Raw genomic sequence first — 18936 nt, 5'->3', positions numbered from 1 at the left:
TTAATCTCCCCCTTATGAATGAGCTTGGATGTCTAGTTTAAAAAAGTCATTTGCAAGGACTGTGTTGGAAAAAACCTGCTTCGCTTCCTTGAGCAGCTTCTCATTTTCTTCACCCTGATAGCGTGAAGAAATATGTGTTATAACCAATTGCTTCACATTTGCTTGTATGGCGGCTTGTGCTGCTTGTGTCGTTGTAGAATGGAAATAATCCCATGCCATTTGTTCCTTTTCCCGATCAAAGGTCGCTTCATGCACGAGAACATCCGCATTCTGTATAAACTCATGATTTGTTGCTAAAGCTCGCGTATCCCCTAGAATAGCAAGCACTCTACCAGGCTTACTTGGACCTAAAAAATTTTCCCTAAGAAGTTGTTTTCCATCTGATGTCTCGACAATGGGGTTTTCTTTTATTTGTTTATAGATAGGTCCGGGAGGGATGCCAAATTGATTTAAACGATCCACTAGCAACTCGCCTGGACGATCCTTCTCTATGATTCGATAACCATAACTAGTGACCCCATGATCCAATTTTTTTGCAATAACCGTAAATCGATCATCTTCATAGATATTACCTTCGTCAATTTCATGAATAACTACACGGTAACGTAGGCGAGTACCACTAACCTGTAAGGTTGTGTTTACAAAATCTTTTAAACCTTTTGGTCCATATAGGTTTACCTCATCCTCGCCACCTTGAAACGACCTGCTGCTTAATAATCCAGGTAACCCAAACAGGTGGTCACCGTGCAAATGGGTAATAAATATTTTATTGATTTTTCTAGGTTTAATTGATGTATTTAAAATCTGATGCTGTGTCGCCTCACCACAATCAAAGAGCCATATACTATTTTGCTCTTGCAAGAGCGTTAAGGCTATTGCGGTAACATTCCGCTCTTTGGAAGGTACACCGGCGCCAGTACCGAGAAACACGAGTTCCATATTTTATTCCTCCATCACTTACCAGCCACGTTCATATTGTTTGGGGGCAGATAGTTTTTCATTTAGTTCATTAGCCGCCGTTCTAGGCCAATAAGGGTCCCGGAGCAATACTCTCGCAAGGAAGACCAAATCAGCCCGGTCATTTTGGATAATTTCCTCTGCTTGCACACCTGTCGTAATAAGTCCCACTGCGCCAGTCGCGATTCCTGCTTCTCTTTTTATTGTTTCACACCGTGGCACCTGGTAGCCTGGATAAGCCTGAATAGAGGCGGGAACCACACCTCCAGAGCTACAATCGATTAGGTCAACGTCCTGCTCGTGCATTTTCTTCGCATAATATAGAAAGTCATCCATGGTATTACTGCCTGTTGCATACTCATTGGTTGAAATCCGAACAAACAGGGGACCAGTCCATTCTTGTTTTACTGCGGATATAATTTCTTCCAGGAAGCGATAGCGATTTTCTCTAGCGCCACCATATTGGTCAGTGCGGTTATTAGTTAACGGTGATAGAAATTGATTAATTAGATAACCATGGGCCGCATGTAGTTCGACTACGTCGAAGTTCGCCTGTTTAGCTCTTCTTGCGGCTGTTTTAAATGCTTCCATTGTTTCCTTAATATCCTCTTCGGTCATTTCCTTTGGTGTCTTGTAAGATTCACTAAACGCTAGTGGGGAGGGGGCATAAATAGTGGAGTCCAGCTGTGCCTTCCTGCCAGCATGCGCAAGTTGAATAGCTGTTTTAGAGCCATAGTGATGAAGTTGCTCATTTAATGCTTTTAGTCCTTCTATGTGTTCATCATTCCAAATACCAAGGTCTTGAGGAGAAATCCGGCCAGTAGGTTGAACAGCGGTTGCCTCAAGCATAATCAAGCCTACCTGACCAACTGCTCGGGATGTGTAATGGGTCACATGAAAGGGGGTGATTTTGCCATCTTCGGCCATACAGGAATACATACACATTGGAGCCATTACAATTCTATTTTTTAAAGTAACGCCTTTAAAATCAATTGATGAAAATAATTTACTCATAGATTAATTCCTCCCTTAATGAAGTCATTTCGAACATAATTTACGGTAATCGTTTGCGATATCAGGCACATCTGTAAAAACCCCAGTACATTTTAAATTAAAGCAACGTATTAAATGTGCTGGACGGTTTACTGTGTAAACTCTTACGTTTAGTTGTTGTTGTTTGCTTTCGGTCATTATGTCAGCATTTAATAATCGATATTTAATATGAATGGAGCTTGCACCCAGTTCTTTCGCGTAATGCGTAAAGTATTTCATACGTTTTGAAGTTAAAAAAGCGATATCAACCTTATCTGTTAGTTCTTGTAAACGCATCACACTCTTTGGATTAAAGGTCGATATTGTGGTACGATTTAATAACTGAAAGTTTACTAATTGGTCTAAAACAATCTTCTCTAAATCCTGATAATCTATTTTATTATTTTTCAGCTCAATATTTAAATGTATTGGTTTATCTTTTATCCATTTTAGGAAGCTTTCCAGCGACACAATTTGCATACCTGCAAATTCATTGGAAAACCAGGAACCCATATCCAGCGTTTGTAATTGCTTAAAGGTTAAATCTTTAACAAGACCCTTTCCATTGGATGTTCTTCTTACATTTTCGTCATGAATGAGTACAGGGACCCCGTCCTTTGTCAGTTGAACATCTGTTTCGATTCCATCAGCACCCTGCTTAAGGGCAAGCTCAAAAGCAGGCATCGTATTTTCGGGGGCGTATTTGCTAGCACCTCGATGTGCAAATATTTTGGTATGCATGGCTTCACCTCTATAGTTGATTGTGTTTTATTTTTAAAGAAAAGTCAATTTAGACAGGGGGAATTGGAATGAAAAAGTGGCAAACAAAAGAGCAGCTTACAGATTTGCTATGCTCAATTGTTCAATATCAAAGTGTTACAGGATCGACTGCAGAGATCGCCGTGGCGGAGTATATCCACCACATCCTTTCCCAAAAAGAGTACTTTCAACAGCACACTTCTCATTTGAATCTTCATCCACTTGAGGATGGTAGAAGGTTACTAACTGCCTTCGTAAGAGGGAAACAACAGAACAAAGAAACTGTTATATTGCTTAGTCACTTTGATGTCGTAGGGATTGAGGATTATGGTTCACTAAGAAACTTGGCCTTTCATCCAAAAGAACTCACAGAAGAGCTTTACCAAGCAAAAGAACAACTCCCTGATCACGTTAAAAAAGATCTAGAAAAAGGAGAATGGTTGTTTGGTAGAGGCACAATGGATATGAAGGCAGGCCTGACACTTCATTTATCGATGCTAGAACGTGCGATTGCTGGGGAGTTTGAAGGTAATCTATTACTTTTATCTGTACCAGATGAAGAGGTGAATTCCAGTGGAATGCTTACTGCGCTCCCGGTTTTAAATCAGCTAAGAGAAAATCACGATATTGAATATTCAGCTTGCTTAAATAGTGAGCCCATGTTTAGCAAGTACCCAGGGGACCCTGACCATTATATATACACTGGTTCGATTGGAAAGGTGCTTCCAGGGTTTTATTGTTATGGAAAAGAATCACATGTTGGTGAACCTTTTGCAGGAATTAACCCTAACCTGATGATAAGTTTTCTATCACAGCAAATGGAGTTAAATGAAGCGTTTATTGAGCAGTTGGATGATGAAATTACTCCACCTCCAGTAAGTTTAATGCAGCGAGATTTGAAAGCTGAGTACTCAGTGCAAACTCCTCAAGCTGCTATAACCATGTACAATGTACTCTATTTGAAACAATCATTTAAAGAGCTTAATAGAAAGCTGCTAGAAAGTGCCAACCAAGCTGCAAAGCAAACGGAGGCATTTGTTAAACATAAGGCTGAACATTTTTCTAGTGTTGCGAAAGATTTTACAATGCCTGCTTCTAAAGTTAATGTCTTCATGTATGAGGAATTGTATCAAGAGGCTGTTGCTAGATTTGGGCAGGAAGAAATCACTCGTAGGCAAAACCTATTAGTTAACAATCGGGAACAGGGAGACAGAGACTTTTCTACATTACTTGTACAGGAGCTGGCAGGGATGTGTAAAGATCTTGCACCCATGATTGTATTATTTTACAGTCCGCCGTTCTATCCAGCGGTTTCTTCCCATTATGATCCCTATATTCAGCATGTTATAGAGGATATAAAACATTATACGAACCAAAACTTTAACATCGAGTTAGTAAATGCTGAGTTTTTTACGGGACTGTCTGATTTAAGTTTTGTTGGTCCTGTCACATCTAGTAGTAGAATAAACCAGCTCACAACAAATATGCCATTACAGCATAACGGTTTTGATTTTCCCGAGGATATAATGGAGCAATTAACAATGCCGATTTTAAATATTGGCCCACTAGGTAAGGATCCCCACCAGTGGACAGAGCGGCTTGAATTAAATTATAGCTTTACGTATTTACCTGATATTTTAGCTAGATCCATTAACCAGCTATTAACAGGTTCTCCGAAAAGACAATAGCCTTAATTTAGTGTAAACTAAGAAAAAATGAATAATTATTCATTTTCGGAGGATGAAATATGAAAATTATAGATCGTACATTATACCAACTAACTGTTCCAACCCCTTTTGCAGTAGGAACTGTTCATATGTATTTACTGAAAGGTGATACATTATCTCTTATTGATGCAGGCGTTAAAACGCAAGAAGCATTCGAGATATTAAAAACCCAGTTAAAGGAAATTGGCTATCAACCTAAAGATATTGAACAAATCTTCTTAACCCATCATCATCCTGATCATACTGGTCTGGTTGAAGCCTTTCCTCGTGTAAAAGAAGTAATGGGGCACAATCATCTCGATGTATGGCTAAGAAAAGATCAAGCGTATTTCGAAAGACATGATGCTTTTTTCCTTAACTTTTTTAAACAGTGTGATATTCCTGAACGGTTTCTGGGAATAAAAAAGAAGCTAAGCTACTTATTACAGTATGCTGGGGAGGGGAGTTTGACAACTAATCTTGAGGAAGGGGACACCCTTCCAGGACATCCAGAGTGGACGGTATATGACACAAAAGGTCATGCGCAAAGTCACCTATCCTTTTATAGAAAGAAAGATGGGGTTTTTATTGGGGGAGACCATTTGTTAAAACAAATTTCTTCAAATCCTGTAATAGAAGCTCCTATCGGTAAAGGGGAGTTACGAGCCAAGCCAATGGTACAATATCGGGAAAATTTGTATAAATGTTCAGGGTTAGAAATTAAGCAGCTTCTACCGGGTCACGGTGAAATCTTCTCTAACGTATCAGAGGTAGTGCATGCACATCTTCAGAAACAAGAAAAACGTGCACTTCGAGTATTGAATTTATTACAAGCTAGTGAGAAGACAGTGTTTCAACTATGCAAACAAATATTCCCTCATCGCTATGAAAGCCAAATCGATTTAACGATGTCTAACATTATTGGACAACTTGATTATTTAGAAAATAAAGGGTTAGTTAAAAAACGGAATGAGGGGGGAAAGGAATTGTATGGAGCAACGGTTGGAAAATAAAAAAATTATTGTGACTGGGGCTTCAAGTGGGATTGGAGAAAGGATTGCCTGGCATATTGCCAAAAATGGTGGGATCCCAATTTTGGTTGCTCGCTCTACAGAAAAGATGCAGAAACAATGCAACGAGATTAGGCAAACATTTAATTCATCATGCTACTACTATACTGCTGATTTAACCAATCAAGATGAGCTGTTGCAAACGACGGACGTACTCTTACGAGAGCACAGCAAGATAGATGGGTTAATTAATAATGCTGGGATGGGTAAATTTGAGCTAGTAGAAGAGATGTCTTTAAAGGAAGTAGTGTTGATGTTTCAATTAAATGTCCTTTCCTTAATGCACTTTACGAAAGAATTATTACCCCACTTCCAACAGAATCAACAGGCACACATTGTAAATATCGGATCACAGGCTGGTAAGATTTCTACTCCTAAATCAGCAGCTTATGCGGCCACAAAGCATGCTGTAATCGGCTATTCGAACAGCTTGCGTATGGAGGTAGCAAAAGATCATATTTATGTTACGACCGTAAATTTAGGACCAGTCGATACGAATTTTTTTGCTCAGGCTGATCCAAGTGGTATGTACCAAAAAAACGTAAGGAAATATATGTTGAATCCTGATCACGTTGCACGCAAACTAATGAAGTATTTGTTCAAACGAAAGAGAGAAATTAATATGCCGTGGTGGATGGAAATAGGTAGTAAATTCTACCATATTTCCCCAGGGATAATGGAAAAACTGCTTGAGAAGCAATTTAGCAAAAAATAAAGGAAAGGGTCGAATACAATGGAACTACATATAACAGAAGCTGCAAAGCAGGAATTGCAAAATAGGGGTGGTAAGCAAAATCGCTATGTTGTATTGTGGTATGACACAGAAGGCTGTGGCTGTGGAGTAAATGGTGTACCTACTGTAAGATTTACCGATAATTTTACTGATAAATATATGGAGGTAGAGAGTGACGGTTTACCTGTTCTCATTCAAAGGCAACAAGCAACCTTTTTCGCTGAATCTATGACCCTCACAATAGTTAATGGTATGCTGCGATTAACAAGTCCTGAAGGGATCCTAAACCCTTTCATAGCTCCCCAAAGTGTTTGTGAAATATAGAATAGGGCGACGAACGCAAAGAAGTCAAAGTCACTAACAACTTAAAGACAGTGGGACAAAGTTTTTTAACACATGAAAACCTGGACTAGGCAATTCCTTGCATAAAGGTTTGCCTAGTCCAGGTTTTCTCACTTTTAAGTACCCTTTACTTTTCAAAAACTTTAGCTAAATTATTCTCTGTGTTTGTCGTATTGAATAGGCTTGATAATTCGCTGTGCAGCTAAATAAGTTTCATTAGATAGTTCATTCAAAGAAATAGACGTGTTTTCTTTAACTTGATCTATACTGCTTGCGCCAAACACCGCACTCGCAACAGCTGGATGCTTTAGCACATATTGAAGAGCAAGCTCCTGCATTTTATCTGGAGAGGTGATTGCCAGTAATTCCTCATAGTAGCTACGCAGTTCATTGTAGGTATGGTTAAGGAAACCATCTTGACCTTTCTCTTCAATCTTTTGCTCTGCTTGGTTACTTAACATTCCCTTGGCTAAAGGACCCCTTGCTAATACGCTAATTCCATTAGCGTGTAGAAGGTCTAGTATTTCTTCCTCTGGTCGTCGATCCAGCATACTGTATTGCATCATCACCCCGTCGATAGTTGAACGATTTACATACTCTCTAATCACGTTAGGGCGTATAGAAGAAATACCATAGCTTCTAATGTATCCATCTTTTTTTAATTGTTCAAAGGCTTCAATTGATTCATCGATCGGGTCATCAATTGTTCCGCCATGCAACATGTAAAAATCAATATAATCCGTACCAAGCCGACGTAAGCTTTCTTTAACACCCTCGGTTATATGCTTGAAGGAAGGATCCCAGTACCAGTCGCCTGTGTCTTTATTAAAGTGATTGCCTACCTTTGTGGTAAGCACGATTTTGTCTCTTTTACCTTTTATCGCTTGCCCAACAATTTCTTCATTTGTACCGAAATCATAAAGATCAGCAGTATCCAAGTGATTAATTCCTCTATCGAGTGCTAGGTCAATCATATTTTCCGCTTTCTTTGCATCCGTCCCTAATGACATACATCCTAAAGTAAGTGCTGAAATATTAATGCCTGATTTCCCTAATTGATTTGTCCTCACATCTATCATCCTCTCGATTAAGTCTACTCCTATTGTAAAAAGCGCTTGTCGACAATACAACTATTTTGCGGTCAGCTTCAGAATATCTTATACTTATTTCTAGCAAGAGATTATAGCAAAGATTCTATGTGAGGACGATTTCTAATTTGATTAGATCATTTTTATAAGCTTAGAAAGAAGGAATAGATATGACGAAAAAATTTGAAGAAAAAACCATTCATTCCACATCAATTTATGAAGGAAAAGTGGTTGATTTGCGGGTGGATGAAGTTAGCCTTCCAAATGGAAAAACAACAAAAAGAGAGCTGATCAAGCATCCTGGAGCAGTAGCTGTCATCGCTATTACGAAAGAAGATAAGATTCTATTTGTTGAGCAATATCGTAAGCCGCTTGAAAAGTCACTGGTTGAAATTCCTGCTGGGAAGGTTGAACAAGGTGAAGCGCCGGAAGTAACAGCAAAGCGTGAACTAGAGGAAGAAACAGGCTATACGACAGGAGAACTATCATTTGTCACTTCTTTTTACACTTCTCCTGGCTTTGCAGATGAGTTAATGCATATCTATATAACGGACGAAGTAGAAAAAATGGAAGAGCCCATCGGAAGTGATGAAGATGAGTTTGTTGATGTTCTTGAGTTAACGCTAGATGAAGCCAAAGAACTGGTAGAACAAGAAAGAATCCATGATGCTAAAACAACCTATGCGATTCTCTATTTGCATGCGTTAGGAAGATAGTTATGTTGAATCATTACTTCGTTGACATGCACATCCATATAGGAAGAGATATGGATAATAAACCAGTAAAAATTACAGGAGCTAAGTCGTTAACTCTTACGAATGTTTTAAAGGAGTCCAGCAGAAATAAAGGGATGGGTATGATTGGTGTAATAGATTGCCATGTCCCAGCGGTCCAGCATGAAATTAACACCCTTATTCAATCCGGTAAAGCGAAGGAACTTGATGGAGGGGGAATAAGGTTTGAAGAAGTTACCTTATTACTAGGCTCCGAAATAGAAATTTATGACGCCTCTAGCCAAGGACCTATTCATGTTCTTTGCTTTCTGCCCGACTTGCAAAGAATGGCTCAATTTACAGAATGGCTTACGCAAAGAATGACCAACATTAATTTGAGCTCTCAGCGGTATTATGGCACCGGTAAAGAGCTTCAATATAAAGTTAAAGAATTAGATGGCATATTTGTCCCCGCGCATGTTTTTACACCCTTTAAAAGTTTATATGGCAAAGGGGTAAGGAAATCGCTCACAGAAGTATTCGACCCGGATCTTATCGACGGGATCGAACTCGGCTTAAGTTCTGACACAACTATGGCAGACAATCTTGCAGAGCTCCATGCTTATCCATTTTTAACAAATTCGGATGCACATTCCCTTGCTAAGATTGCCCGTGAATACCAGGCGGTCAAGATGGATACACCTTCCTTTAAGGAATTTTTATGGGCTTTACATGGGGTAGAGGGCCGTGGTATTACAGCAAATTACGGAATGAATCCCGCATTAGGAAAGTACCATCTTACGATATGCAATGAATGTAACCAGCATACACCAGCGGACTCGATAAAATGTATCCACTGTAGGTCCACAAAAATAACGAAAGGTGTAGCGGATAGAATTCAAGAATTGAGCGATGGTCGGAAGAATAAAAAGTCTCGTCCACCATATTTTTATCAAGTGCCATTAGAGTATATTCCTTATTTAGGGAAGAAAACATACGAAAAATTACTGCAAAAATTCAATAATGAGATGAATGTGATCCACAAGGCATCACAGGTAGAAATGGAAGAGGTCATACCAAGTAAAATTGCAAAATCTATCATTCAAATGCGTGAAGGGAAATTAAGTATTCAAGCTGGTGGAGGAGGAAAATACGGAAAGGTTATTTCAAATGATACTGCCCCGTTATAGAAAATAGTAAAGTAGGTATTTTTAACAGGAATTCTTCATAGATTTTAGTATAGTAACATCTCTTGAATGGAGGATTCCTATGTATAAAAATAGAGCTAACATTACGGAACATATCAAAAATCATGCGACCATTTATTTGTTTATGATCATTCTGTTTATGACAGGAATAGTATTTGGCGCTATTCTAGTTAATAGTATGAATATTGTGCAAAAACAAGATTTGATTTTTTATTTAGAACGCTTTTTTGGCCAGCTTAATGACCAGCAGGTTACGGAAAATTCCACTATTTTAAAGAATAGCTTTTTTTACCATGTGAAATATTTACTTTTACTATTTATTCTAGGTTTATCTGTAATTGGTCTTCCTATTGTTTGGGTATTATTATTCATTAAAGGACTCGTTGTTGGATTTTCCGTTGGTTTTATGGTCAATCAATTAGGGATGGATGGATTTTTACTCGCTACATTCTCAATTGCGCCACAGAATATTCTAATCATCCCGATCTATATTGTAGCGGGAAGCTTAGCAATGATTTTTTCCTTGAAATTATTAGGGAAATTATTTACTCAAAAGGTATCTCAACCCGTTTTTCAACCTTTCGGAAGGTATGCTACCATATTTGGTTTTCTACTAATCCTTTCATTTGCAGCTGCTTTATTAGAGACATATGTTTCAAATGAAGCAATGACTTATATTATCAAATCATTTTACCAATAATCATTTTTAAACTATAATAATTATAAATATATAATGATAATAATATTATATTTTGACACGTTCTTATTCGATGCATATAATAAAGATGGGATACGAGGGAGGGAACCTGCCATGGAACATCGCATAGATCAAATTAAAGAACAGCTCCATGCACAGAGCTATAAGCTTACTCCACAACGGGAAGCCACGGTACGGGTTTTGCTGGAAAGAGAAGAAGACCATCTTAGCGCAGAAGACATTTATTTATTAGTAAAAGAAAAAGCACCTGAAATTGGATTAGCCACCGTTTATCGTACTTTAGAATTATTATCAGAGTTAAAGATTGTTGATAAGATTAATTTTGGGGACGGTGTTTCTCGTTATGATCTTAGAAAAGAAGGGGCTGAACACTTTCATCACCATCTTGTTTGTATAGAGTGCGGTTCTGTTGAAGAAATTGAAAATGATTTATTAGGGGACGTCGAAAAAATTGTACAGCGGGACTGGGGCTTTCAAGTAAAAGATCATAGACTTACTTTCCATGGTATTTGCAAAAAATGCCAGGAAGTTTCAGTTAAAGTAACCAAATAAACTTATTGCCTTTTTTCGATGGAAGAAAGGCATTTTTGTTTTACCTTTACGGAAGCATTTACAAAAGCATAGAAAAAAGGTAAATTGTATGGAGTGTTATTTATAAAACTTCTATGATTCTATGTATAATGTTAATCTTTTTTGGCATATCTTCTAATAGTAGAAGATAAATGCCAGGAAGGGAGTTATACATTTGATACGCTTAGTATGGGACACAACAAAGGTCTTTATTATTTTTACTGCCTGCACTTGTTTATTTTATTTTGGGCTTAAAGCCATGCATAGTGAATATGAGGAATTTCATCGTTATGATCAGCCTGAAGGGCCTGCAGTAAAAGTCTTTCAACCAGAATCAAGCTTACTAGACAGGTTAAATCTATTTTTTCGCTTGGGGGAATAGCCGAATGCTGAAGGATGCAATAGATGATTTTTTTCACTTTTTGCGTATTGAAAAAGGTCTTTCGGATAATACACTTCAGTCCTATAAACGAGATCTTGCTCATTATTTGCATTATACAGAAAAAATCATGAAAAAAACGAATTGGAGCCAAGTGAGGCGTACAGACATTGTAGGCTTTTTACATATTTTGAAGGATGATAACAAATCATCAGCAACAATTGCTAGACATGTTTCTTCTATTCGGTCTTTTCACCAATTTCTTATACGAGAGCAATTGGTTAACCAAGATGCAAGCCTAAATATTGAAACTCCGAAAAAGGACCAGAAATTGCCAGACGTCTTATCAATAAAGGACATTGAAGCTCTATTACAAATCCCTGGAGCCAGTCCCTTACATATTCGTAATCGGGCGATGTTTGAATTGCTCTATGCAACAGGTTTAAGGGTAACGGAACTCCTATCCTTAAAAATTGGTGATATGCACCTGACGATGGGCTTTGTACAATGCTTTGGAAAAGGTTCAAAGGAACGTATTGTACCATTAGGAAATGTTGCTATTAAAGCAATTGAAACATACTTACAACATGGCCGGCCATCGTTGGTGAAGAATAAGAAAGACGACCAGACTGTGTTCGTTAACCAACATGGACGACCTCTAACCAGACAGGGGTTTTGGAAGGTTCTAAAGGCATCAGCACAAGCCGCAGGGATCAAAAAAAGTATAACCCCCCATACTTTACGGCATTCCTTTGCCACACATTTATTGGAGAATGGGGCGGATCTACGTGTGGTCCAAGAGATGTTGGGACATGCCGATATATCTACTACCCAAATCTATACTCATGTTACAAAAGCTAGATTAAAAGATATTTACGACTCTTACCACCCTAGAGCATAATATTCCTTTAGGTCGTCTGACATCCTACAAGTACTTTAGAATTTTGATCATAAGGTACAAAACGTGTAAAAATAAACATATAACTGCAGTAATATGGGAAGATAATGTATAGGAGGTATTTACATGAATAATTTCAAACGTGTATTTTTAATCGTAATGGACTCAGTAGGAATTGGTGAGGCACCAGACGCGGAAAAATTTAATGATAAGGGTGCTGACACCCTCGGACATATCGCTGAGCATATGAATGGTCTTAAGATGCCACATATTGGGGAATTAGGTCTGAGTAATATCAAAGAAATTAAAGGAATTGAGAAAGCGGAAAAGCCGTTAGCCCATTATACAAAAATGCAGGAGGCATCTAATGGAAAGGACACTATGACTGGCCACTGGGAAATAATGGGGCTTTATATTGAGCAGCCTTTTCGTACTTTTCCAGATGGATTTCCAGATGAATTAATAAACGAATTGGAAGAAAAATCTGGTCGTAAAATCATCGGTAATAAACCTGCTTCAGGTACAGAAATTCTTAATGAATTAGGACCGGAACATATGGAAACAGGCGCTTTAATTGTATATACGTCAGCAGATTCTGTTCTGCAAATTGCTGCACATGAGGAAATCGTACCAATTGAGGAACAATACCGGATATGTGAAATGGCTAGAGAACTAACGCTTGATGAAAAGTATATGGTTGGACGAGTTATTGCTAGACCATTTCTGGGCACACCTGGGGCATTCGAGAGAACTGCTAATCGACATGACTATGCTTTAAAACCATTTGGCCATACTGTAATGAATGAACTTCAAGAACAAAAGTATGACGTTATTGCTATCGGAAAAATCTCTGATATATACGATGGTGAGGGTGTAACCGAGTCTATTCGTACAACAGATAATGAAGATGGAATGACTAAAATTGTAGAAAGCATGGATAAGGACTTTAATGGCCTTAGCTTTCTAAATTTGGTTGATTTTGATGCGAAATTTGGCCATCGACGTGACCCTGAAGGCTATGGGAAAGCATTGGAAGCATTTGATGCGCGCTTACCAGAGGTTTTGAACAAGTTAAAGGATGACGACTTACTTTTAATTACCGCAGATCACGGAAATGACCCAGTACATCATGGTACTGATCACACCCGTGAATTTGTACCATTGCTTGCTTACCATAAAGGTATAACAAAAGGAGAGCAATTACCTGTTAGACAAACATTTGCTGACATCGGCGCTACTATTGCGGCCAATTTTGATGTGAATGCACCAAAACATGGGCAAAGCTTTCTAAAAGATATTACAAAATAAGGGGATGGGAATAATGCAAAGAGAATTAAAGGAAGCAACAGAATTTATTCAGAGTAAATTACAGGGGAAACCAACTCTCGGCTTAATCCTTGGATCAGGTTTAGGAGTACTTGGAGATGAAATAGAAAATGCAGTGGAAATTCCATACGGAGACATTCCAAATTTTCCAGTCTCTACTGTTTCCGGTCATAAAGGACAACTAGTAATCGGAACCTTGGAAGGGAAACAAGTGATCGCCATGCAAGGTAGGTTCCATTATTATGAAGGCTATACCATGAAGCAGGTAACCTTTCCAGTACGGGTAATGAAAGAGCTTGGAATTACCTCCGTTATTGTTACAAATGCTGCGGGCGGTGTAAATGAGACTTACAATCCTGGTGATCTTATGATTATTTCCGACCATTTGAACAACATGGGGGATAACCCGTTACTTGGTGAAAACATTGAGGAACTGGGTGAAAGATTTCCTGATATGTCGCAGGCTTATGATAAAGATTTCATTAAATATGCCGAAGCAAGTGCTAATGAATTAGGAATTCGAGTACGAAAAGGCGTATATTGTGGAAACACGGGTCCATCTTATGAAACCCCTGCAGAAGTTAAAATGCTGCGCACAATGGGGGCAGACGCTGTTGGTATGTCTACCGTTCCTGAAGTAATTGTAGCCAATCACGCAGGCTTACGTGTACTGGGTATTTCTTGTATCTCCAATATGGCAGCAGGAATATTAGATCAGCCTCTCACACATACAGAGGTGATTGAAACAACTGAGAAAGTACGAGAAGACTTTCTAAAGTTTGTTAAACGAATTGTGCAGCTACTACCACAATCATAGGTGAGGTGATTTTGATGCGAATGTATGACATTATTGAAAAGAAGAGAGATGGACATACGCTTACAAAAGAAGAGATTGATTATTTTGTAGAAGGTTATACAAAAGAGGAAATACCCGATTATCAGGCAAGCGCTCTTTTAATGGCTATTTATTTTAATGATATGACGATAGAGGAACGTGCTCATCTAACCTCAGCTATGGTGGAATCTGGTGATCAAATAGACTTATCTGATATATCTGGAATAAAGGTGGATAAACATTCTACTGGAGGAGTCGGTGATACAACAACACTTATTCTCGCTCCATTAGTTGCATCGGTGGGTGTGCCTGTTGCTAAAATGAGTGGAAGGGGACTCGGACACACAGGTGGAACGATTGATAAGCTTGAATCCGTTCCGGGCTTCCATGTAGAAATAAGCAACGATCAGTTTATTGATCTCGTAAATAAAAATAAGGTTGCCGTAATTGGACAATCGGGGAATTTAACGCCTGCTGATAAAAAATTATATGGGTTACGTGATGTAACAGCTACCGTTAATTCAATCCCCCTTATCGCAAGCTCCATTATGAGTAAGAAAATTGCCTCTGGTGCAGACGCAATTGTCCTTGACGTAAAAACTGGTGCGGGTGCTTTTATGAAAAACCTGGATGATTCAAAAGCGCTAGCTGAAGCAATGGTCACCATTGGAAATCGGGTAGGGAGGCAAACGATGGCAGTAATATCCGACATGAGTCAACCATTGGGATATGCTATTGGAAACGCGCTTGAAGTTAAAGAAGCAATCGACACTCTAAAAGGACAGGGACCTAAAGACTTAACAGAACTTTGCCTAACATTAGGCAGTCAGATGGTAGTATTAGCAAATAAAGCTTCCACTATGGACGAAGCAAGAGAAATGCTGAAGGAAAGTTTAACAAACGGAAAAGCGTTTGAACAATTTAAAGTTTTCCTATCCTCACAAGGTGGAGATGCTTCTGTAGCAGATCAACCGGAAAACTTACCACAAGCAGAATTTAAGATAGAGCTACCTAGCTTATCGACGGGAACAGTATCCAACATCATTGCAGATGATATCGGAACTGCTGCGATGATGCTAGGAGCCGGCAGAGCGACCAAGGATTCGGAAATCGATTTAGCAGTTGGGATTGTGCTTCATAAAAAAATAGGAGATCGCGTTAAAGAGGGCGAAGCATTGCTAACCATCCACGCGAACCAACAGAATGTCGAAGAAGTACGCCAGAAGCTATATAAGAGTATTGTAGTAACAGAAGAAGATGTCCCTGCCCCTACCCTTGTCTACGACACCATCACAAAATAATATGTTATAAGCATCTTTAATAATAAACCATTCAAGCATGGCCCTAACTTAGGGGTCATGCTTTTTTATAGGTGGAATTTTATTATAAAAGTGCTGTGGATAACGAAATAACTGAATTTGCCACATCTAACTCCTAGCGTCCGAAACTAAGTGGTTTTCACACATCGCCCTACGATAAAAAAGACTTGCAAATTGGTGTTAACCAGAGGCCTAGTCGCACTTATACCCTTGTGGTGAAATTAATCATCGCTTCATATTATTTAAAGCCGTTTGCAATATGTTTTTTCGCTGTAAGAGTATGCCGATTTTAGTATAAATTTTCCTCTGATTGTTAATCCTATCTATATATTGAGTGTTGGAGGGTTATCTATGAGAAAATTTGTAATCGTAAGTATTGTATTTTCGATGTTGCTTGCAATGGCAATGCCGGTGGCTGCCGAAGAAAAAACGAGTGATACTAGTAAAACCACTCTTGCTAAAGGTGCAAATTCCGCCATTTTATTAGAACGTGATACAGGAAAACTTTTGTTTGATAAAAATGCACATGAAGAGCTTCCTCCTGCGAGTATGACGAAAATTATGACTTTATTATTAATAATGGAAGAACTTGAAAAGGGTAGCTTAAAGTTGGATGAAACAGTAAGAGTTAGTGAGCGCGCTGCATCAATGGGAGGATCACAAATTTTTCTTGAAGCTGGCGAGGAAATGACAGTAAACGATTTGCTAAAAGGAATAGCGATCGCTTCTGGAAACGATGCTAGCGTTGCGATGGCTGAGAGAGTTGCTGGCAGTGAAGAGGAATTTGTTAGCTTAATGAATAAAAAGGTGAAGGAATTAGGCCTTAAGCATACGAAGTTTCAAAATACTACAGGGCTCCCAGCCGATGACCATTATAGCACCGCTTACGATATGGCTATGATTGCAAAGGAATTACTAAAATACGAATCTATAACGAATTACACTTCTGTATATGAAGACTATTTACGAAAAGGGCAGGAGAATGAATTCTGGCTAGTTAATACAAACAAGCTTGTTCGTTTCTACCCAGGAGTAGATGGATTAAAAACAGGGTTTACCAATGAAGCGAAATACTGTCTAACAGCTACTGCAGAGAAAAATGGAATGCGGGTTATTGCTGTTGTTATGGGGGCAGAAACGACGAAAGAACGGAATGCCTCCGTTTCTGGGATGCTTGATTATGCCTTCAATAGATTCCAAACCAACAAACTATTTGAAAAGGGCGATGTGATCACTACCTTACGACTGACAAAGGCCGAAACGAAACAAAATGAAGTTGTCACGTCAGAATCGATTAGCACCTTGCATGCTAAAGGAGAATCCGTTGATAACATTTCTACAGAGGTTAAATTAAAGGAAGATCTAAAATTACCAATCAAAAAAGGCGACCATGTTGGTACTTTAATTGTTAAGGATGGAGAAGCTATATTATCAGAATCCGATTTAACCGTGAAGGAGAATATTGAAAAAGCAAGTTATTATACATTGTTAAAAAGGTCCTTGCAAAAATTGGTGAAGTTTGACTAGAATCCACTGATATGGTAACTTTCCTTCTTCTTTTGTCAACTAGCAGGAATAGCTATAAACTTTAGCGAAAAAGAAGTTATGAAGGGAAAACAAGGAGGAATAAAGATGGGGCTTCAGGCAAATTTTACTGTAAAAGAGGATGTATTAATTGTTCGATTGTCCGGAGAACTGGATCACCATGAAGCTGAAGGTTTACGAAACCAATGGAAAGAGACGATGTATACCAATGCGGTTAAGCATGTCATTCTAAATCTTGAAGCAGTTAGTTTCATGGATAGTTCAGGTCTCGGGGTTGTATTGGGAAGGTATAAAGAAGTACTTCAGTTGGGTGGGGAGATGGTCGTCTGCTCTGTATCACCTCCGATCAAACGCTTATTTGAAATGTCGGGTTTGTTTAAAATTGTTCGATTAGAGGAGAACGAATCCTTTGCGTTAATGACTTTGGGGGTGGCATCATGAAAAATGAAATGTGTCTTGAGTTCTCGAGCGTTAGTGAAAATGAAGCATTTGCGCGTGTCACAGTAGGTTCATTTATCGCGCAAATAGATCCTACAATGGATGAATTAACAGAAATTAAGACAGTCGTATCGGAAGCTGTTACAAATTCCATCATCCACGGCTATAACAATGACCCAAACCAAAAAATCGTCATCTCCTGTGCCATTATTGAAGAGGAAATTGAATTGACCATTAAGGATTTTGGCATTGGAATAGGAGATATTGAAGAAGCGAGACAACCATTGTATACCTCTAAACCAGATATGGAGAGATCTGGGATGGGTTTTACGATAATAGAGAATTTTATGGATACAGTAGAAGTATTATCCGCACCTGACAAAGGAACAACTGTTCATATGACGAAGCAGCTCGCCAAAACAAAGTCAGTTTGTAAGTAGGGGACTGCCGATGAACGTAAATGTGGAGAGACAAAAAAGAAAAGAGACGCTTACGGATGAGCAGGTTAAGGAATACATTAAGCGAAGTCAAGAAGGGGATAAGGGGGCAAGAGACATACTAGTCGAGAAAAATGTTCGACTCGTTTGGTCTGTTGTCCAACGTTTCCTTAATCGAGGATACGACCAGGATGACTTGTTCCAAATTGGTAGTATTGGCTTGATAAAATCAATTGACAAATTCGACCTTTCCTATGATGTTCGCTTTTCTACTTATGCGGTGCCAATGATAATAGGGGAGATTCAGCGTTTTATTCGGGATGATGGTAGTGTCAAGGTTAGTCGTTCCTTAAAAGAGACAGGGAACAAAATTCGAAAGAAGAAAGATGAACTAACAAAACAATTTGGACGTTCTCCGACAGTTAATGAATTAGCTGAAGCTATGGATCTTTCTCCCGAGGAAATTGTTCATGCTCAGGAGGCTGCTAAATCTCCGCATTCGATTCATGAGACTGTATTTGAGAACGATGGTGATCCAATTACCCTTCTCGACCAAATTGCTGACCAGGACACAAGGTGGTTTGACAGAATTAGCTTACAAGAAGCAATACGGAGTTTGAATGAAAGAGAACGCTTAATCGTTTATTTAAGGTACTATAAAGACCAAACCCAGTCAGAGGTGGCAGAGCGACTGGGAATTTCCCAGGTTCAAGTTTCACGACTTGAAAAAAAGATTTTACAAGATATGAAACTAAATTTAGATCATTCCTGACTAACGTACTAGAAAGTACTTATTAAAAGAGATCCCAATCTATGCTGTCTTTCGTCATAGATTGGGTTTCTTTTTTATTATCTATACTTAC

The 18936-nt window shown here is 38.7% G+C and carries 21 protein-coding genes; 17 read left to right on the top strand and 4 right to left on the bottom strand.

All coding sequences use genetic code 11. The features are described 5' to 3' along the window. Positions 1-12: 12 nt before the first annotated feature. From rnz to LG273_RS10330, 3 genes are read right to left on the bottom strand one after another with little or no spacing between them, the layout of a single operon-like run. On the bottom strand, positions 13-939 hold the full coding sequence (gene rnz, locus LG273_RS10340) for a ribonuclease Z (RefSeq protein ID WP_404453296.1): 927 nt from the start codon (positions 937-939) through the stop codon (positions 13-15). Between the two features lie 18 nt (positions 940-957). Continuing rightward, positions 958-1971 carry an NADPH dehydrogenase NamA gene (namA, locus tag LG273_RS10335; RefSeq protein WP_404453293.1) on the bottom strand — a complete coding sequence of 338 codons (1014 nt, stop codon included), beginning with the start codon at positions 1969-1971 and terminating at the stop codon, positions 958-960. 24 nt (positions 1972-1995) lie between these two features. Beyond that, entirely contained in the window at positions 1996-2730 is a 735-nt protein-coding gene (locus LG273_RS10330) for a glycerophosphodiester phosphodiesterase (RefSeq protein ID WP_404453290.1), read from the bottom strand. Positions 2731-2798: 68 nt separating this feature from the next. On the opposite strand from LG273_RS10330, the gene LG273_RS10325 reads away from it, so the two are divergent. Genes LG273_RS10325 through LG273_RS10310 form a run of 4 tightly spaced genes read left to right on the top strand, consistent with a single transcriptional unit; the run spans position 2799 to position 6581 of the window. Then, complete coding sequence (locus LG273_RS10325; RefSeq protein WP_404453288.1) at positions 2799-4436, top strand: M20/M25/M40 family metallo-hydrolase; 1638 nt, start codon at positions 2799-2801, stop codon at positions 4434-4436. 59 nt (positions 4437-4495) lie between these two features. Next, positions 4496-5467, top strand: a complete 972-nt coding sequence (locus tag LG273_RS10320; RefSeq protein WP_404453285.1) for an MBL fold metallo-hydrolase — start codon at positions 4496-4498, stop codon at positions 5465-5467. After that, complete coding sequence (locus tag LG273_RS10315; protein WP_404453282.1) at positions 5445-6239, top strand: SDR family NAD(P)-dependent oxidoreductase; 795 nt, start codon at positions 5445-5447, stop codon at positions 6237-6239. The genes LG273_RS10320 and LG273_RS10315 overlap by 23 nt, the downstream gene beginning before the upstream one ends. 18 nt (positions 6240-6257) lie before the next feature. Then, the gene (locus LG273_RS10310) at positions 6258-6581 is read left to right on the top strand and encodes an iron-sulfur cluster biosynthesis family protein (RefSeq protein ID WP_404453279.1); all 324 of its coding nucleotides are present in this window, start codon (positions 6258-6260) and stop codon (positions 6579-6581) included. Between the two features lie 170 nt (positions 6582-6751). Here the strand turns inward: LG273_RS10310 and LG273_RS10305 are convergent, their stop codons facing one another. Continuing rightward, positions 6752-7669 carry an aldo/keto reductase gene (locus LG273_RS10305; RefSeq protein ID WP_404453277.1) on the bottom strand — a complete coding sequence of 306 codons (918 nt, stop codon included), beginning with the start codon at positions 7667-7669 and terminating at the stop codon, positions 6752-6754. 188 nt (positions 7670-7857) lie between these two features. Here LG273_RS10305 and LG273_RS10300 point away from each other — a divergent pair, with 188 nt between their 5' ends. From LG273_RS10300 to sigF, 13 genes are all read left to right on the top strand, one after another. Continuing rightward, positions 7858-8403: an NUDIX hydrolase gene (locus LG273_RS10300; protein WP_404453274.1), complete on the top strand. Its 546-nt coding sequence runs from the start codon at positions 7858-7860 to the stop codon at positions 8401-8403. Between the two features lie 5 nt (positions 8404-8408). Then, entirely contained in the window at positions 8409-9590 is a 1182-nt protein-coding gene (locus LG273_RS10295) for an endonuclease Q family protein (protein WP_404459514.1), read from the top strand. Between the two features lie 79 nt (positions 9591-9669). Then, positions 9670-10308: a stage II sporulation protein M gene (spoIIM, locus tag LG273_RS10290; protein ID WP_379564298.1), complete on the top strand. Its 639-nt coding sequence runs from the start codon at positions 9670-9672 to the stop codon at positions 10306-10308. A 111-nt stretch (positions 10309-10419) separates the two neighbouring features. Then, positions 10420-10878, top strand: coding sequence for a Fur family transcriptional regulator (locus LG273_RS10285; protein WP_379564296.1), 459 nt, complete (start codon positions 10420-10422; stop codon positions 10876-10878). A gap of 193 nt (positions 10879-11071) precedes the next feature. Beyond that, positions 11072-11278 carry a YqzK family protein gene (locus LG273_RS10280; RefSeq protein WP_404453271.1) on the top strand — a complete coding sequence of 69 codons (207 nt, stop codon included), beginning with the start codon at positions 11072-11074 and terminating at the stop codon, positions 11276-11278. Positions 11279-11282: 4 nt separating this feature from the next. After that, positions 11283-12176: a site-specific tyrosine recombinase XerD gene (gene xerD / locus LG273_RS10275; protein ID WP_404453268.1), complete on the top strand. Its 894-nt coding sequence runs from the start codon at positions 11283-11285 to the stop codon at positions 12174-12176. A 123-nt stretch (positions 12177-12299) separates the two neighbouring features. Beyond that, positions 12300-13481 carry a phosphopentomutase gene (deoB, locus tag LG273_RS10270; protein ID WP_404453266.1) on the top strand — a complete coding sequence of 394 codons (1182 nt, stop codon included), beginning with the start codon at positions 12300-12302 and terminating at the stop codon, positions 13479-13481. Between the two features lie 10 nt (positions 13482-13491). Further along, positions 13492-14316 (top strand): purine-nucleoside phosphorylase, encoded by an 825-nt coding sequence (locus LG273_RS10265; protein ID WP_379564692.1) that lies wholly within the window; start codon positions 13492-13494, stop codon positions 14314-14316. A gap of 14 nt (positions 14317-14330) precedes the next feature. After that, positions 14331-15635, top strand: coding sequence for a pyrimidine-nucleoside phosphorylase (locus LG273_RS10260; RefSeq protein WP_379564690.1), 1305 nt, complete (start codon positions 14331-14333; stop codon positions 15633-15635). Between the two features lie 369 nt (positions 15636-16004). Beyond that, complete coding sequence (locus tag LG273_RS10255) at positions 16005-17180, top strand: D-alanyl-D-alanine carboxypeptidase family protein (protein WP_379564288.1); 1176 nt, start codon at positions 16005-16007, stop codon at positions 17178-17180. A gap of 105 nt (positions 17181-17285) precedes the next feature. Then, complete coding sequence (gene spoIIAA / locus LG273_RS10250) at positions 17286-17639, top strand: anti-sigma F factor antagonist (RefSeq protein ID WP_379564286.1); 354 nt, start codon at positions 17286-17288, stop codon at positions 17637-17639. Next, on the top strand, positions 17636-18076 hold the full coding sequence (spoIIAB, locus tag LG273_RS10245; protein WP_379564284.1) for an anti-sigma F factor: 441 nt from the start codon (positions 17636-17638) through the stop codon (positions 18074-18076). The genes spoIIAA and spoIIAB overlap by 4 nt, the downstream gene beginning before the upstream one ends. Positions 18077-18086: 10 nt before the next feature. Next, on the top strand, positions 18087-18845 hold the full coding sequence (gene sigF, locus LG273_RS10240; protein WP_379564282.1) for an RNA polymerase sporulation sigma factor SigF: 759 nt from the start codon (positions 18087-18089) through the stop codon (positions 18843-18845). The last annotated feature ends 91 nt before the right edge of the window (positions 18846-18936 follow it).

This window comes from Oceanobacillus kapialis, from assembly GCF_044790185.1.
GTDB classification, from domain to species: domain Bacteria; phylum Bacillota; class Bacilli; order Bacillales; family Amphibacillaceae; genus Oceanobacillus_B; species Oceanobacillus_B kapialis.
Note: the sequence above shows the minus strand (reverse complement) of the source record. Positions and strands in the feature narration are given on the sequence as shown.

Coding starts and splice junctions, on each gene's coding strand:
- deoB (WP_404453266.1), top strand. CDS start 12,300: ATGAATAATTTCAAACGTGTATTTTTAATCGTAATGGACTCAGTAGGA.
- LG273_RS10315 (WP_404453282.1), top strand. CDS start 5,445: ATGGAGCAACGGTTGGAAAATAAAAAAATTATTGTGACTGGGGCTTCA.
- spoIIAB (WP_379564284.1), top strand. CDS start 17,636: ATGAAAAATGAAATGTGTCTTGAGTTCTCGAGCGTTAGTGAAAATGAA.
- LG273_RS10285 (WP_379564296.1), top strand. CDS start 10,420: ATGGAACATCGCATAGATCAAATTAAAGAACAGCTCCATGCACAGAGC.
- LG273_RS10330 (WP_404453290.1), bottom strand. CDS start 2,730: ATGCATACCAAAATATTTGCACATCGAGGTGCTAGCAAATACGCCCCC.
- LG273_RS10320 (WP_404453285.1), top strand. CDS start 4,496: ATGAAAATTATAGATCGTACATTATACCAACTAACTGTTCCAACCCCT.
- spoIIAA (WP_379564286.1), top strand. CDS start 17,286: ATGGGGCTTCAGGCAAATTTTACTGTAAAAGAGGATGTATTAATTGTT.
- sigF (WP_379564282.1), top strand. CDS start 18,087: ATGAACGTAAATGTGGAGAGACAAAAAAGAAAAGAGACGCTTACGGAT.
- LG273_RS10310 (WP_404453279.1), top strand. CDS start 6,258: ATGGAACTACATATAACAGAAGCTGCAAAGCAGGAATTGCAAAATAGG.
- LG273_RS10300 (WP_404453274.1), top strand. CDS start 7,858: ATGACGAAAAAATTTGAAGAAAAAACCATTCATTCCACATCAATTTAT.
- LG273_RS10325 (WP_404453288.1), top strand. CDS start 2,799: ATGAAAAAGTGGCAAACAAAAGAGCAGCTTACAGATTTGCTATGCTCA.
- rnz (WP_404453296.1), bottom strand. CDS start 939: ATGGAACTCGTGTTTCTCGGTACTGGCGCCGGTGTACCTTCCAAAGAG.
- xerD (WP_404453268.1), top strand. CDS start 11,283: ATGCTGAAGGATGCAATAGATGATTTTTTTCACTTTTTGCGTATTGAA.
- namA (WP_404453293.1), bottom strand. CDS start 1,971: ATGAGTAAATTATTTTCATCAATTGATTTTAAAGGCGTTACTTTAAAA.
- LG273_RS10255 (WP_379564288.1), top strand. CDS start 16,005: ATGAGAAAATTTGTAATCGTAAGTATTGTATTTTCGATGTTGCTTGCA.
- LG273_RS10260 (WP_379564690.1), top strand. CDS start 14,331: ATGCGAATGTATGACATTATTGAAAAGAAGAGAGATGGACATACGCTT.
- spoIIM (WP_379564298.1), top strand. CDS start 9,670: ATGTATAAAAATAGAGCTAACATTACGGAACATATCAAAAATCATGCG.